General features: G+C 59.9%; 18 protein-coding genes. 5 read left to right on the top strand and 13 right to left on the bottom strand.

Translation table 11 applies throughout. The features are described 5' to 3' along the window. The 4 genes from DTF_RS0102445 to DTF_RS0102465 all read right to left on the bottom strand — a co-directional run. A partial coding sequence (locus DTF_RS0102445; protein WP_027714026.1) for an outer membrane beta-barrel domain-containing protein occupies positions 1-594 on the bottom strand: 594 nt, incomplete at its 3' end. A 167-nt stretch (positions 595-761) separates the two neighbouring features. After that, positions 762-1271: a type 1 glutamine amidotransferase domain-containing protein gene (locus tag DTF_RS0102450; protein ID WP_027714027.1), complete on the bottom strand. Its 510-nt coding sequence runs from the start codon at positions 1269-1271 to the stop codon at positions 762-764. Between the two features lie 715 nt (positions 1272-1986). Next, the gene (locus tag DTF_RS21535; protein WP_035055534.1) at positions 1987-2313 is read right to left on the bottom strand and encodes a cupin domain-containing protein; all 327 of its coding nucleotides are present in this window, start codon (positions 2311-2313) and stop codon (positions 1987-1989) included. Positions 2314-2324: 11 nt separating this feature from the next. Then, entirely contained in the window at positions 2325-2774 is a 450-nt protein-coding gene (locus DTF_RS0102465) for a DMT family transporter (protein WP_027714029.1), read from the bottom strand. Between the two features lie 131 nt (positions 2775-2905). Here DTF_RS0102465 and DTF_RS0102470 point away from each other — a divergent pair, with 131 nt between their 5' ends. Beyond that, positions 2906-3124, top strand: a complete 219-nt coding sequence (locus DTF_RS0102470; RefSeq protein WP_027714030.1) for a hypothetical protein — start codon at positions 2906-2908, stop codon at positions 3122-3124. A 13-nt stretch (positions 3125-3137) separates the two neighbouring features. Here the strand turns inward: DTF_RS0102470 and DTF_RS0102475 are convergent, their stop codons facing one another. The 4 genes from DTF_RS0102475 to DTF_RS21540 all read right to left on the bottom strand — a co-directional run bounded on the left by DTF_RS0102475 (position 3138) and on the right by DTF_RS21540 (position 4966). Then, positions 3138-3746 (bottom strand): hypothetical protein, encoded by a 609-nt coding sequence (locus DTF_RS0102475; RefSeq protein ID WP_027714031.1) that lies wholly within the window; start codon positions 3744-3746, stop codon positions 3138-3140. After that, complete coding sequence (locus DTF_RS0102480) at positions 3743-4057, bottom strand: redoxin domain-containing protein (RefSeq protein WP_027714032.1); 315 nt, start codon at positions 4055-4057, stop codon at positions 3743-3745. The genes DTF_RS0102475 and DTF_RS0102480 overlap by 4 nt, the downstream gene beginning before the upstream one ends. A 9-nt stretch (positions 4058-4066) precedes the next feature. After that, a complete protein-coding gene (locus DTF_RS0102485) occupies positions 4067-4285 on the bottom strand; it encodes a hypothetical protein (RefSeq protein WP_027714033.1) in 219 nt (72 codons plus the stop codon). Positions 4286-4396: 111 nt separating this feature from the next. Continuing rightward, positions 4397-4966: a bifunctional 2-polyprenyl-6-hydroxyphenol methylase/3-demethylubiquinol 3-O-methyltransferase UbiG gene (locus DTF_RS21540; RefSeq protein WP_051360763.1), complete on the bottom strand. Its 570-nt coding sequence runs from the start codon at positions 4964-4966 to the stop codon at positions 4397-4399. Between the two features lie 152 nt (positions 4967-5118). On the opposite strand from DTF_RS21540, the gene DTF_RS0102495 reads away from it, so the two are divergent. The 4 genes from DTF_RS0102495 to DTF_RS0102510 all read left to right on the top strand — a co-directional run bounded on the left by DTF_RS0102495 (position 5119) and on the right by DTF_RS0102510 (position 10619). Then, entirely contained in the window at positions 5119-6621 is a 1503-nt protein-coding gene (locus DTF_RS0102495) for a NapC/NirT family cytochrome c (RefSeq protein ID WP_051360765.1), read from the top strand. 130 nt (positions 6622-6751) lie between these two features. Beyond that, the gene (locus DTF_RS0102500) at positions 6752-7603 is read left to right on the top strand and encodes an FAD/NAD(P)-binding protein (protein ID WP_027714035.1); all 852 of its coding nucleotides are present in this window, start codon (positions 6752-6754) and stop codon (positions 7601-7603) included. Then, positions 7600-9639, top strand: coding sequence for a formate dehydrogenase subunit alpha (fdhF, locus tag DTF_RS0102505; RefSeq protein ID WP_027714036.1), 2040 nt, complete (start codon positions 7600-7602; stop codon positions 9637-9639). The genes DTF_RS0102500 and fdhF overlap by 4 nt, the downstream gene beginning before the upstream one ends. Continuing rightward, positions 9636-10619, top strand: coding sequence for a 4Fe-4S dicluster domain-containing protein (locus tag DTF_RS0102510; protein ID WP_027714037.1), 984 nt, complete (start codon positions 9636-9638; stop codon positions 10617-10619). The genes fdhF and DTF_RS0102510 overlap by 4 nt, the downstream gene beginning before the upstream one ends. A 93-nt stretch (positions 10620-10712) precedes the next feature. Here DTF_RS0102510 and DTF_RS21545 read toward each other — a convergent pair whose 3' ends face one another. The 5 genes from DTF_RS21545 to rbr form a co-directional block, all read right to left on the bottom strand. Beyond that, the gene (locus tag DTF_RS21545; protein ID WP_051360769.1) at positions 10713-11861 is read right to left on the bottom strand and encodes an AI-2E family transporter; all 1149 of its coding nucleotides are present in this window, start codon (positions 11859-11861) and stop codon (positions 10713-10715) included. A 123-nt stretch (positions 11862-11984) separates the two neighbouring features. Then, on the bottom strand, positions 11985-12500 hold the full coding sequence (locus tag DTF_RS0102520) for a shikimate kinase (protein WP_027714038.1): 516 nt from the start codon (positions 12498-12500) through the stop codon (positions 11985-11987). Continuing rightward, positions 12497-13366, bottom strand: coding sequence for a shikimate dehydrogenase (aroE, locus tag DTF_RS0102525; protein ID WP_027714039.1), 870 nt, complete (start codon positions 13364-13366; stop codon positions 12497-12499). The genes DTF_RS0102520 and aroE overlap by 4 nt, the downstream gene beginning before the upstream one ends. A 53-nt stretch (positions 13367-13419) precedes the next feature. Then, entirely contained in the window at positions 13420-13686 is a 267-nt protein-coding gene (locus DTF_RS0102530; protein ID WP_027714040.1) for a hypothetical protein, read from the bottom strand. A gap of 103 nt (positions 13687-13789) precedes the next feature. Next, a complete protein-coding gene (gene rbr / locus DTF_RS0102535; protein ID WP_027714041.1) occupies positions 13790-14365 on the bottom strand; it encodes a rubrerythrin in 576 nt (191 codons plus the stop codon). Between the last annotated feature and the right edge of the window lie 43 nt (positions 14366-14408).

The following is a 14408-nucleotide window of genomic DNA, read 5'->3' on the forward strand; positions in this document are numbered from 1 at the left end:
CGTTACGCCGTCCCCATCACTGTCGACAGGGGCTGCAACGGCGGCTGCCGCTACCGGAGCAGGGGCTTCCTCTCTCCCGCCGAGCTGAAATTTCAAGCCTGCCGTATAGAGCAGGTTATTCTCGAGGTTGCTCTCGTTAAAGGCCGCCAGGTGCCGTACATCCGCCCGGAGGGCTACGTCCTCAGCGACATAATAGAGCAGGCCGACGCCGTAATTGGCCATGAACTCCTGATCGCTGTCAAGGTCGTAAACGCCGGCGCCGAGAGCTACATAAGGAACAAGGGCGTTGTCGGGGTTGAAATGGTAAAGAGCGTCGATTCGATAATTCCAGAAATCAAGGTCGTCATTTGTAACCTCTTCCTCCATTTCGACGTAATTCACCACAGCTTCCAGGCCGAAAGCCTTTGTGAAGTTATAGCCGATACCCAGACCGTAACCCCAATCGTCATCGATATTCTGATCCCCCTCCATGACGATTGCACCATACATCGGCGAAAGGGTTAAAGCGCCGACTCTGTTTTCGGCCCATGATAGCGCTGGGAGCAGTCCGATAGCCATGATGAGTGCTGCCGATAAGTGTTTTGAAATCTTCATGCATGCCTCCTTGTGGACGATGAAATTGATTAGCCCGAACTTCGATGACCATAAGGTCGGGCTAATGATATCAGCTTCCAATGAGAGCGCAACTGCAACACCCCATCTTTTTCCGACACCCTCCTATGATGCCTTCGCAAAAACTCAGAGGATGGCGACGCCATCTCCTATGACAATTTTTTCAGCGATTCTTTCACAAAGGCGGGGATGTCGTTCGGGTTGCGGCTGCTGACGAGATTGCCGTCTACCACCACCTCCTGATCGACGAATTCGGCTCCGGCATTCTTTATGTCCTGGATGATCGATTTGTAGCCGGTGAACCGGCGCCCTTTCAGCACCTGGGCGGTGATCAGGAGCTGCCCGGCATGGCATATGGCGAAAACGGGCTTGCCGCTCTTGACGAAATCGCCAGCAAAGCGCACGGCTTTTTCATCGACCCGCAACTGATCAGGGGAATAGCCGCCGGGGATCAGCAGGGCGTCGTAATTCTCTACGGAAACATCCCCGACCGCTTTGTCGATCCTGACCTCGGTCCCCTTTTTCTTCCCCTTGACCGTCTTGCCGGCTTCCAGACCCACGTGAATCAATTGGTGTCCCTTGTCCTGAAAGGCCTTGGCCGGCTCGATATATTCCGAATCCTCGAACAGATTGTCGATAATAACCGCGATCTTTGCCATGTCCGCTCCTTTCCCGCTGCGTGATAGATTTATCGCGTCAGCCAGAACTCGCCCGCGGGCGGTTTGTCTGATGCTCGACCCCTATCACTTATATATCCGGGGACACGTTTCGCAAGCCGTGCAGAGAAGGAAGGAAGAAAAACCTTTGTTATCTGCAGATGACGCAGATTCACGCAGAGAAACCAGGGCAAAATACCGGATTCCGGTTTAATCTTCGTGAAGCTGCTTGGGTCAGCAGAAAGGCGGACCTGAAGTTCCTGAAGGTTTATGCGACCGGTTTTCGGCGGAGCTCAGGCAAGGATCGACAAGGACCTGCAGTCAGGCGGAAGGGGTGAGGTGGACTGGGATGAGTTTCTGATGGCCGATGTTCTCTGGAAGAGAGAAATCAGAACCTGTTTTTCCAGGCTTTCTTACGGCGATTGGGCAGAACATCGCGGGAGGCGATGAGGTGACTGAGGACGAGTCCGGCACTTACGCCCAAGCAGAAGATGGACGTGTAGATCATCAAATAATTCACGGGAATTCCTCGCGAGGCGATAATAGATTATTCAGAGCAGATCGAATTAAAGGCTGAAGCTGCTGTCGAAATGTTCTTATAACATGAGGACTTAGGTTTGTGCAATAGGGAAAATTAGAGCCAGGCGGCAGAGATGGCTTCCAAAAAGAGACAGATCTGCCTCATGACGGTCGTGGCGCTGCAAAGGTCATTGCAGCATCACTCCGGCAGATTGAGAGAGAGGAGAATCATTTCTTCCGTCCCGGTGTTTTCGTATCCGTGAAGTTCGCCTGCGGGGACCCGCACGACCGATCCGGGGCCAACGGCTCGCTCCTCCGTTCCGGCCGAAACCTGTCCTTCCCCCTCAAGGATGTAGAAGAGGTGAGCGTAAGGATCTCGATGGGGAGCGAACCTTCCCCCCGGGGCGACACGGGTCAGCACGGCTTTGGCGGGGCCGTCCGAAAGAATCTTTCCGGAAACGTCCCGGGTGATTTCGGGACGTACGGGAAGCCAGGGAATGGATTCCGAGTCGAGGAATTCAGCCATTTCAACCTCCGTCAATACTTCTGTATCAGGACGACCCCTGCGGCGACCATGAGCACTCCGAGGACGCGCGGCAGGCTGATCGGATGAACCGGGAACGCGAAGGCGCCTAAGTGGTCGAGAACCAGCGAGGTGATCATCTGGCCGGCCAGGACCAGGGCCAGCATGGTGGTGGCGCCGAGCTTCGGGACCAGGAAGATGGTGCTGGCGACGAAAAAGGCGCCGAGCGCGCCGCCGCTCCAGATCCACCAGGGCGCTCCGCTGAGGGCTGCCGTCGAAGGGAAGGGAATGCGGGAGGCAAGAACGTAGACAGCCAGGCAGACGGTGCCGACAGCGAAGGAAATGCCGGCGGCCAGGGTCGGTGAGCGGATCAAATGACTGAGCTGCGCATTGATGCCGGCCTGGGTGGGGATGCAGATCCCCGCGGCCAGGGCGAGAAGGATGTAGAGAAGGGTAGTGTTCATGAATGAATCCTGCTTGATCGAATAATATTCTATGTTTCAGGACGGAATTTGAAGACCGTTAAAATTTGTTTTTTATTCACATGTTAAAATGGATATATGAGAATGCAAGCTTTCTGAAAAGAGGTGTGACCATGACCAGACAGAGGATCAGTATGCATGCTCTTCCGGGAAAAAGCGAAGAGATCAGTCCCCGCAAGTTTGATCTCGATGGCGAAACGATCGAGGTGACCGAAACCTTCGAGAGCTGGCAGGAGGACGAAAAAAAGCACTTTTTCAAAGTCAAAGGGGATAACGAGCAGTTTTACACCCTGCTTTTCGATGAAAAGAAGCACCAGTGGTATTGCGAATAAGCGGATTCCCGTCTCACTGCAGGCGCTGATAGAAGGACGGCTTCAGGTACCCGAACGACTCGATGAACCGGTGGAAATCCTCCATTGGAGCCCGGTCGAATTCCCTGTCGGAGGGACGCCACTGAGTAAAATAGAAAGCCACCACCCGCTCTCCCCGGCGGGCGAAAACGACGCGGACCAGGACCTTGTGCCGAAGGACCCGCTCGTGCCCGATCGTGTCCGCCTGCAGTGCCTCGCCTTCCAGCGCCCGGACGCGCTGAACCCGTGGCTCATCGAAATCGATCCGGGCGGCCCACAGAAAGCGGCGGAAGAATTCTTTCTGCCGCTGGTTCAGATCCCGCGAGTAGCCGAAGGGCTCCTCGGCATAGGCCACTATCGATTCGCAGGGATAGTTTCCCGGCGTCCCGTGGTCGCAGGCCCGAAAAAAGGCGATGGAGTAATCCTCCTCATCCAGTTCGAGAAGCCGCCAGGGCTCGGGCATCGGGGAGAATTCGTATTCCTCCTGCCACCTCACCGTCCCCTCGCCGGTGCGCATCCCCGCAAAGGGGTCGGCCGGTGCTCCGGAGGTGGCGCATCCGGCCAGAAGAAACAGGGCCGCAGTCGTGACCAGTGCACGCATCATGACCGTCCCTCCTCTGCATGCAGCTTTTTGAGAACCAGCAGGATCTCCCGGTAATCGGGCGATCCGTCCTTGATGTAGCGGACCTTCCCCCACATGTCAATGATCACCGTCCTGCGCGCGAACATGGGCGTGCCCTTGTGCTGGGCACCGAAGAACATTCCCAGGTAGCCGGTGGTATTGGAGAGCAGGGGAAAGGTCAGGCCCAGATCGTCGGACCAGTGTCTGAGAGTCGGAACGCCGTCATGGCTGACGCCCGCCACGCGGGCGTTGAAGCGGTCATAGAGGTAGAGGTTCCTCTGATGACCCTCCATTTCCCCCGTTCAGACAGGTGTGAAGGCGGCCGGGAAGAAGGTGAGGATCAGGTGGTGAAGGCCGTAGTAGTCCTTGTCGTAGTTGACCAGATCCCCATGGGCGCTGACCAGGGAGAAGATCGGAGCCCGCTCGCCGATCACTTTGGCCGATTCCGGGGCCAGAAGCTCGGCATGGGTCGCGCTCCCCAGGGCAAGAAGGAGGGTGCAGAAAATAAGAATTCGTCGCATCGTTAAACTCCTTGAAAGACGTGCCTTCGCAAATACATTCCGAGGATGGCTATTTAAGTATAGAGCAAACGAACGCGGATACCACCTTTGGTCCTGGTCAGTTCCGAATATTCAGAGCGGCCGTCGGGCCACGATCCCCGCCACGGAACCTCCCCTGCGGGAGGGCTCCAATCCCTCCTCGTGCAGCAATATCTCCCAGTCGGCAAAAATTTCCAGGAGTTCTCCGGGGTGCAGCACGAAATCGGGGTTGCCGGGACCACCGGGGAAGGGACCGGCGCTGCTTAAGGACCGCATCACCATAATGCCCCCCGGGCGAACCGCATTGCGAAGCAGGGGCAGAAGAGGCCGATACAGATAAAAGAAAATGGTTACCAGATCGAAGCCTTCGCCGGGAAGGCGAGGATCCGATTCCAGGTCGACCCGGCAGGTCCGTATGTCGAGGTTGCGCACAGCAGCCTCGTTCCTGAGCTGCTCCAGCGCCTCCTCTGAGAGATCGACGGCGGTGACCGATATCCCCTGTTCGGCCAGATACAGGGCATTTCGGCCCTGGCCGCAGGCGACATCGAGGGCTTTTCCGCCGGGGAGGAGGTCCCTGGCCCTGAGCAGCCACCCATCCGGTTCGCAGGGATGCCCGGCTTTTTCCCTCCAGCGGTTGTCCCACTTCGTTCGCTTGTCACTCATGCCTGCTCCTTCAGTCGTAAGCCTGAAATCCTGCATTGCGCATCAATTCAGTCTTCTTTTACCAGAATAGACCCTTGACTGTCCAGAGGGAGCGGTTACAAATAATTGGAGCAGACCATTGAATATATCCCACTTATCTCCGGAGAACAGTCATGCCCCTGCATCTGCCCCCCTCCGTCAAAAACTGGACCTCCCTGGCGGGGGTGGTGATCGCCCTGATCAGCCTCTTCATGATCGTTTTCCTCTTCGCGGTCACCGTATTTTTCGACGCCCATGCAGCCTATCTCGGTCTGGTGGTCTATATCCTGCTGCCGTCCGTCATGATCGCGGGCCTGATCCTCATCCCGGTTGGGATGCTGCTCAAAATCCGCCGCGAACACCGGGAGGGGCTCTCCCCCGAACCGGGCTGGCCGAAGGTCGACCTTAACAACCCGGGACATCGGAACGCGGCCTTGATCTTTTTCGTCGGGACCTCCCTCCTGCTCTTCGCTTCGGCCATCGGCAGCTATGAAGCCTTTCACTATACCGAGTCGACGGCCTTCTGCGGGACGCTCTGCCATTCCGTGATGGAGCCCGAGCACGTCGCGCATAAGACGTCCGCCCATGCCCGGGTTGCCTGCGTGGCCTGCCATGTCGGGCCCGGGGCGGACTGGTACGTGCGCAGCAAACTGTCCGGAATGTACCAGGTCTATGCCGTTCTTACCGATGTCTATCCGCGGCCTATTCCCACCCCCATAGAAAATCTGCGGCCGGCCCGGACCGTCTGTGAGCAATGCCACTGGCCGCAGAAATTCTATGCCTATACCTACCGCGCGGAGACCCACTACCTTCCGGACGAGAAGAATACCCGCTGGGACATCGGCCTGACCCTGCGCGTGGGAGCGCCCCATTCGGCCGTCGGTTTCGAGGAAGGAATCCACTGGCACATCAACCCGCAGGTGAAGATCGAATATCTGCCACTGGACGAGAAGAGGGAGCAGATCGCCCGGGTGCGTTATACAAATCTGGAGAGCGGCGAAGTGAAAATATACCGCAACCCGGCCCTGGCCCAGGAGGGGGGTGAAGCGGGCGAGATGCGCACCATGGACTGCATCGACTGTCACAATCGACCCTCCCACCGGTATCTTCCCCCCAACCGCTTCGTCGATAACGCCATGGCCAACGGGAGCATTCCAGCCGATCTCCCCTGGATAAAGGCGGCGACGGTCCCCCTCTGCGAACAGGAGTTCGCCAGCCGGGAAGAAGCCGAAGAGATCCTGCGCGCAGGGGTCCTGAACTTTTACCGGCAGGAGCATCCGGAGATTCTCGAGCAGCGCATGGCCGATGTCGAAAAGGCGATCGCCGGCTTCCTGGCGGCTTTCAACGAAAACATCTTTCCTTACATGAAGGCCCGCTGGAGCGCCTATCCCGAACACATCGGCCATCTTGTTTTCAACGGCTGCTTCCGTTGCCACGCGGAGGGCTTCGCCACCGAAGAGGGTGAACCGATCCGCTCCGGGTGCAATGACTGTCACCTGATCAGCAGCCAGGGAACCCCCGGCAGCATGGAATACGCCCCGATGGGAGAATCCCTGGACTTCCGACACCCCGAGGATATCGGCGAGGCCTGGAAGGAGATGTTGTGCTCCGACTGTCACAAAGGGCTTCTACCTTAAGGGGTCGGACTTCGGGCCTTGCAGCTTGAACCTTGCAGCTTGAACTGAAGTATGTCTTTGAATGATCCATCCCTTCCGTGTTAGACTAAAGCGGTAATTCGTTACCACCAATCCATTTGGACATTCTGGTATGAGTACAACGCCGGCAAAACCAGCCGCACGATCTCTCTTCGTCCCCGTCGACTGCCGGATCGTGTCGATCACCGAGCTGACTCCTCAGGAAAAGCTCTTCAGGGTAGAGTTTCCTGGCGGGGCCGACCTCGGTCATGTTCCCGGTCAGTTCGTGCAGGTCTCCATCCTCGGTCTCGGAGAGGCGCCGATCTCGGTCGCCAGCTCACCGACCCGGAGGGGATCCTTCGAACTGGGGGTCCGCCGGGCCGGAACCCTGACGGGGGCGATGCACCGCCTGAAAGAGGGGGCGGTCATCGGCATCCGCGGTCCCTTCGGCCGCCCCTTCGATCTGGAGCGGATGGGGGGGAAGGATCTGCTGCTGATCTCGGGGGGCTGCGGCCTGGCGCCGATGCGCTCGCTGATCCAGTACTGCCAGGACAACCCTGACGATTTCGGCCGCATCACCATCCTTTACGGGGCCAAGAGCCCCGAAGACATGCTGTTCAAGGATGAGATCCGTGACTGGGAAGCCTCCGAGCGCTACGCCTGCGCCGCCACCGTCGACGACGTCCCCGGCGGATCCTGCTATGACGGCCCCGTCGGCCAGGTCACCCGGCTGATTCCGCCCCTTCGGATCGACCCCGAAAAGACCGTGGCGGCCATCGTGGGACCTCCCGTCATGTACCGCTTCGTTATCGAGGAGCTGAAGAAGAAGGGGCTTGCCGAAGACCGGATCGCCGTCTCCCTGGAACGGCAGATGCGCTGCGGCGTGGGCAAGTGCGGCCACTGCACCATCGAGCATCTCTACTGCTGTCTCGACGGGCCGGTCTTCTGGCTGAACGAGGTGAGCGGCCTCAGGGGGGCGTTGTGAAGAAGACCCTCACCACCTGTCCCTACTGCGGCACCGGCTGCGCCTTTTACCTTCTCTCGGACGACACCGGCCGCCTGGTCGGGGTCGAGCCTTCCGCCACCCATCCGGTCAGCCGCGGTCGGCTCTGCGTCAAGGGATGGAACGCTTACGCCTTCGTCCAGCATCCGGATCGCCTGACAACCCCGCTGATCCGTCGCGAAGGACGGCTCGTGCCTGCCTCCTGGGATGAGGCCCTCGCATTGACGGCCGAACGCCTGCAAGACATCTCGGTAAAATACGGCCCCGATGCGCTGATGTTCTTCTCCTCGGCCAAGGCGACCAATGAGGAGAACTATCTGATGATGAAGCTGGCGAGGGCCGGCTTCGGCACCAACAACGTCGACCACTGCGCCCGGCTCTGCCACGCCTCCACCGTCGTGGGACTCGCTGCCACCCTCGGCTCGGGGGCGATGACCAATTCCATCTCCTGCATGGACGAGGCCGACGTCATCCTTGTGACCGGCTCCAACACCACCGAACAGCACCCTCTGATCGGCGCCCGCATTCTGGAGGCGGTGCAAGGGGGGACGAAGCTGATCGTCGCCGACAACCGCCGCATCCGCCTCGCCCGCTCCGCCGACCTTCACCTGCGCCACCGCAACGGTACCGACGTCGCCCTGCTGGGCGGCCTGATGCACGTGATTCTGCGGGAAGGGCTGGAGGATCGGGAATTCATCGCCGCCCGGACCGAGGAGTTCGAAGCGCTCAAGAAGAGCGTGGAGCCCTGGACCCCGGAGGCGGCCGCCGCCGTTACCGGCCTCTCCCCTGGAGAGATCGTCGCCGCCGCCCGCCTTTTCGCTTCGGCCGAAAAGGGGATGATCGTCTACTCCATGGGGATCACCCAGCACACCCACGGCGTCGACAACGTCAGGGCCGTCTCCAATCTGGCCCTGCTGACCGGCAACATCGGCCGGACCGGCACCGGGGTCAACCCCCTGCGCGGCCAGAACAACGTCCAGGGGGCCTGCGACATGGGGGCGCTTCCCAACGTCTTCACCGGCTACCAGCCGGTCGCCGATGCCGCCGTGGGCGAAAGGTTCGCCAAGGCCTGGGGAGTGGATGGGCTGCCTGGAAAGCCCGGGCTGATGGCGACCACGGCCATGAACGCCGCCGCGGAAGGGAAGGTGAGTGGGTTCTTCATCCTCGGAGAGAACCCGATGCTCTCCGATCCGGACCAGGACCATGTGCGCCGGGCGCTGCGGCGGCTCGATTTCCTCGTCGTCCAGGACATCTTCCTGAGCGTAACCGCAGAGCTCGCCGATGTCGTCCTCCCCGCCGCCTGCTTCGCCGAGAAGGAGGGGACTTTTACCTCCACCGACCGCCGCGTGCAGCGGGTGCGCAAGGCCGTGGAGCCCCCAGGCGAAGCCCGTGCCGACTGGGAGATCCTCTGCGATCTGGCCGCTCGAATCGGCTGCCCCGGAATGACGTACGCCGATCCGTCTCAGGTCATGGCGGAGATCGCCTCCCTCACTCCTAGCTATGGCGGCATCGACTATGGTCGCATCGAAACTCTCGGGCTGCAGTGGCCCTGCCCGGAGAGCACCCATCCAGGCACCCCGGTGTTGCATGTCGACGCCTGTACCCGCGGCAAGGGACGCTTCGCGCCGGTCGGGTACACCCCTTCCGCCGAGCTTCCCGATGCCGACTACCCCCTGGTGCTCACCACCGGACGCACCTATTTCCACTGGCACACCGGGACCATGACCCGTCGCACCCATCTCCTCGACCGCGAGGAGCGTTTCCCCTTCGTCGAACTTCATCCCGAGGATGCGGCAAGGCTGGGCGTGCGCGAGCGCGAGGAAGTGACGGTCGCCACCCGGCGCGGCGAGGTGCGGGCCCGTGCCCGGGTGACCGAAATGGTCTTCCCCGGCATCATTTTCATGCCCTTTCATTTCGAGGAAGGAGCCGCCAACGCCCTCACCCACAACGTCCTTGATCCCGAGGCCGGAATCCCCGAGTACAAGGTCTGCGCGGCCCGGGTGGAAAAAGCGTCATGAAAGCCTTGAGCCTGACAGAGCTGAAAAATATTCTCCGCTCCCTGGAAGACCGCTATGACGTGCGTGCGCCGATCCGTCTCGCCGACGGCACGAGGGCCCTCGGCCGCCTCGATGAGGGGGAACTCGCGGTCGCCGGCGGCCGCCTGCCGCGCAAGCCGACGGACGTCTTCTTCCCCCAGCACGACCTGATCTTCACGGCACCCGCCGAAGGGGCAATCGAGAGTCCGGCGGCGCCGGGAAAACCGCTCTTCGTTCTTGGCTTCACGGCGGAGGACCTCGACTGCCTGGAGTTCATCGACCGCTTCTTCGCCGCCCATTATCGCGACGACCTCTATTTCCGATTGAGGGAAGGGGCGGTGGTGGGGGGTGTTTCAGGATACTGCGGAGAAGAGGGGAGGATGATGCGAATCGCAGGGGACAATTGCGATCTGGAGCTGGTCTGCGACGGCGAGCGCTTCATCGTCGCCCCCCGCTCGGCGAAGGGAAGGGAGATCGAGGGCGGGATCGACTGCGCCGTCACCGACGCCACCCTGGAAGAGCTGCGGCAAGCCTCCGATCTCCTTTCGGACGAGAGCCGGCGCATCCTGCAAAAGGCTTCGGAGCTGATCCGCGCCGACCGGGTCCCTGACGACTTCTGGGCGGAGATCGGCGATCTCTGCATCGCCTGCACCGGCTGCAATCTGGTCTGTCCCACCTGCACCTGCTACGGAGTGCAGGACAGGAGCTGGCGAGACCGCACCGAACGCTCCCGGATGTGGGACTCCTGCCAGCTCGACGGTTTCATGCGCGAGGCGAGCGGCCACAACCCCCTGGGCACAGAGGCCCTGCGCAGCCGCCGGCGCATCCACCACAAGCTCGCCGCCGACCCCACGCGGTGGGGCCATCTCACCTGTTATCTCTGCGGCCGCTGCGACGCCGCCTGCCCCACCGGCATCGGCATCCAGTCCGTGGCCCGCCGAATCGTCTCCCGCTTCGCCTGAGCATCTCCCTCAGGAGACTCTTTCCTCTTATGAATTATCGATTGTATTCTGACGGTGTTTCCATGGAGGTCAGTAAATCAGAGAGGAAATTCCCTAGGATGACCCGATTCTCTCGTCATGAGTGCCGTCGCCGCCCAGAAACTCCCCTATCGGCGCCATTGGAGGAAGTTGATCACAGACGATCTTGAAGGAAGCCAGCATGGGGACCGCCAGCACGGCCCCGGGAATCCCCCACATCCATCCCCATAGGAAAAGTCCCAGGAGGATCACGAACGGATTAAGGGTCAGCCGTCGGCCGACGATGATCGGGGTCAGAAAATATCCCTCGATGGCGGTCAGAAGAAAATAAACCAGCGGCGGCAGGAAATATTCGGAGGGGGTCTCGAAGGTGAGGGCGGCGACGGCGGCAATGACGGCGATCCCCACCATGGCCCCGAGGTAGGGGACGAAATTGAGGACCGTCGCCATTACCCCCCAGAGCATCGGGTTCGGCAATCCAAGCAGGTGCATGGCCGTGCCTTCCGCAATCCCGAGTCCGATATTGATGAGGGTGATTGTCCAGAGATAGACGGAGATGTCCTGCCGGAGACGGCGGGCGATTTCCACGGCCCGCTTTTTGTTCTCCAGTAGAGGCAGAACCCGGACCAGCTTGCGAAGGAATAGGTCACCGGAGGCGAGGAGGAAATAGAGGAGGACCACTACCATGACCAGTCCGGCGAGTGTCTTGCGGGTGCCAGCGAAGAAGATTTCCGAAAAACTCTCCTTTTGCACCTGAACTTCGGTCTCGGACTCTTCTCCATCCTTGATTCCGGTAAGCTGTTCCATCTTGCGTGTGGCCTGATCCACCTTCTCGACAGGTCTCTTGAACTGGCGCAGCTTGTACTCGATTCTCGTCAGAGTCTCGGGCGCCCTATCGATCCAGGCGGAAGCCGGATCGATCAGCAGGTAGACGGATCCCCAAAACAGCCCCATGAGGGCAAGAACCACCAAGCCTGAGCCGAGCCTGCGCGGGATGCCCAGGCGGCTGAGTACTCCAACCACCGGCGACAGTAGAAGGCTTAAGAGAAGGGCCAGAACAAGGGGAAGGAAAAATATCCGGGCGAAATAGAAGGTGTAAAAAATCGCGAGAACGAACAGACCGGTCAGGGCTATGGATCCGGGCGAGTGGCTGGTCCGGAGGATGGGTTCGTCCTCTGCACCGGGATCCTGTATGCGTGCCGGTTCGACGGGCTTCTCAGCCACGGCGGGCTCGGTACGAGAGGGTAAAAGCGATCTTCATGGTATCGCTCCTTTCCCTCCAACATATCATCTGGCGCTTTTTCGGCAAGAGCCGCCGTTCTCCTGCGGGAACGCAACGTGCCTGATTCAGGCTCCTGTTTGGTTCAGGATCTCGATGATTCCGTCCGCCACCTGCTCGGGATTCAGCGCATCCGTCTCGATCTCGTGGTGAGCGGCGCCTCGGTACAGGGGGGCTCTGCGTTCGAGAACTTCGGCCACCTCTTCGGTGAAGGTTGTTCCGGATGTAAGGGCGGGTCGCTGGGTGTCCCCCTCGATCCGGGCGACGATGGTTTCAACGGACGCCTTCAGCCAGAAAACGCGGGCATTTTTCCTAAGAACCTCCATGTTTTCCGGCCGCTCGATCACTCCGCCGCCGGAGTCGATTACCAGGCCATCCATTCCCGCCAGTTTCCGGGCCTCTGCCGATTCCATGTCGCGGAACGTCGGCCAGCCGAATTTCTCCACGATTTCCGGAATGATCATTCCGGCCGAACGGACGATTTCCGCGTCCATGCCGACGAGGGTCATCCCGAGGCGAGCGGCGAGCAGCTTTCCGACTTCGCTCTTTCCTGTCCCCCGGTAACCGATCAGCACGATATTCATGACTTAAGATGCTCCATGACGACACGGCGCATCACATCTTCCGGGGCGTCTGCGCCAGTGAATCGCTCGAACTGCAGCACCGCCTGGTTGATGAACATCTCGACGCCGGAGATGACCTGGAGGCCTCGTGCCCGGGCATCGGCCAGCAGCCTGGTCTCCAGTGGCGTATAGACGATGTCGAAGACGACCTGTCCCGGCCGGAAGAGTCCGGCGGGGACGAGGGAGGCGCCTTCCCTGGGATGCATCCCCACCGGCGTGCAGTGGATGATGAGGTCTGCTTTTTCCATGGCGGCGGCGAGAGAGGCGTCGGTCAGCAACGCCGAGGAGATGCGGGCCTCCGTATGGGTTTTCAGGTCGCCGGCCAGCCCCTGCAGCATGGCCTCGTTGACATCGAGTATCGCCAGTTCGTCCAGTCCGGTCTTCAGTGCGAGGGTAAAGGCGATCGCCCGCGCCGCGCCGCCGGAGCCGAGCATCAGGACCTTTTTGCCCTCCATGACCACACCGGCATCGACGAGGGCCTTCAAGGCGCCCGGTCCGTCGGTCCCCAGGCCAATCAGCTTGTTCCCTTCCTTGACGATCGTATTGATCGAGCCGATGGTGCGGTCGGCCTCCGCGATTTCATCCAGGTATTTCATCGCCTCGATCTTGTGCGGAATGGTGACGCTCATGCCGCGGAAATTGTGGAAGGCCCGCATCCCGGCCAGAGCGCTTGCGACGTCCTCGACCTGGCAGGGGATGTAGAGGAAATCGAGATCCAGGGCTTCGTAGCCCGCATTGTGTATGGCCGGCGAAAGACTGTGAGCCACCGGATTGCCGATAACCGCGCAGATCCGGGTATTGAAGTTGATCGATCTGAGATCTTTCATGGAAAAACTCCCTTAAGGATTGAATTCTATTCGCATCCTGCGATCTTCACCTCTCAGACCGTCAAGGAATCAAGGAGAAGGATCGCCGAAAGCATCAGAACGGCAAAGGTTGCCAGATAGCCGTAATAGGGGTGGCCGATCCGGCCGTACCTGGTCCTGCTGATTTCACGGTATGTTTTCAGGTTCTTGAAGATGAACCATCGCAGGTCAAAGAAGGACGTGTTCTTTCCCGCCGCCGAGAGCTCTTTCAGGATTGCCAACGCAAAGGCGTAATTTGCCAGAGCCGCCGCGATGAGTAAAACCAGGTAGAACACAGTCAATGAGAGCCTCTTGGAGCGTGGGATGGAAGAATGGGCACGAATAAGAGAAATGGGGGACAGGGAACAAACCCCTGTTCCCCATTTCGATGTTCCATCTACACGATCAATAGTTTTCACCGAGAAGTTCGAAATGGGCCCGGGGGTGTGCGCAGGCGGGGCAGGATTGTGATGCTTCGGTCCCTTCGTGCAGATAGCCGCAGTTGCGGCAGCGCCAGGTCACCACAGTATCCCGTTTGAATACCCGGTCGTTCCGGATGTTGGCAAGGAGGGCCAGGTAGCGTTTCTCATGATGCATTTCCGCAACGGCGATCGATTCGAAGACCGAGGCGATTTCATGCAGCCCTTCTTCGCTGGCGATGCGGGCAAAGGAGGGGTACATATCGGTGTGCTCGTAGTTTTCCCCCGCCGCGGCGTCCTGGAGGTTCTCGGCCGTGGTTCCTGTCTTGCCGGCGGGAAAGGAGGCCGTGATCTCGACCTCGCCCCCTTCGAGAAACTTGAAGAGGCGCTTGGCATGCTCCTTCTCCTGGTCGGCCGTTTCCTCGAAGATGGCCGCCATCTGTACATAGCCTTCTTTTTTTGCTTTGGAGGCGAAATAGGTATAGCGGTTGCGTGCCTGGCTTTCACCGGCAAACGCAGTGAGGAGGTTTTTTTCGGTGCGGGTGCCTTTCAGATTCATCAGATGGATTCCTTTCAGATGATGGTCAGAATATCTTTCAAATTGC

Origin of the sequence: Desulfuromonas sp. TF (assembly GCF_000472285.1) — a bacterium.
Lineage (GTDB): Bacteria > Desulfobacterota > Desulfuromonadia > Desulfuromonadales > ATBO01 > ATBO01.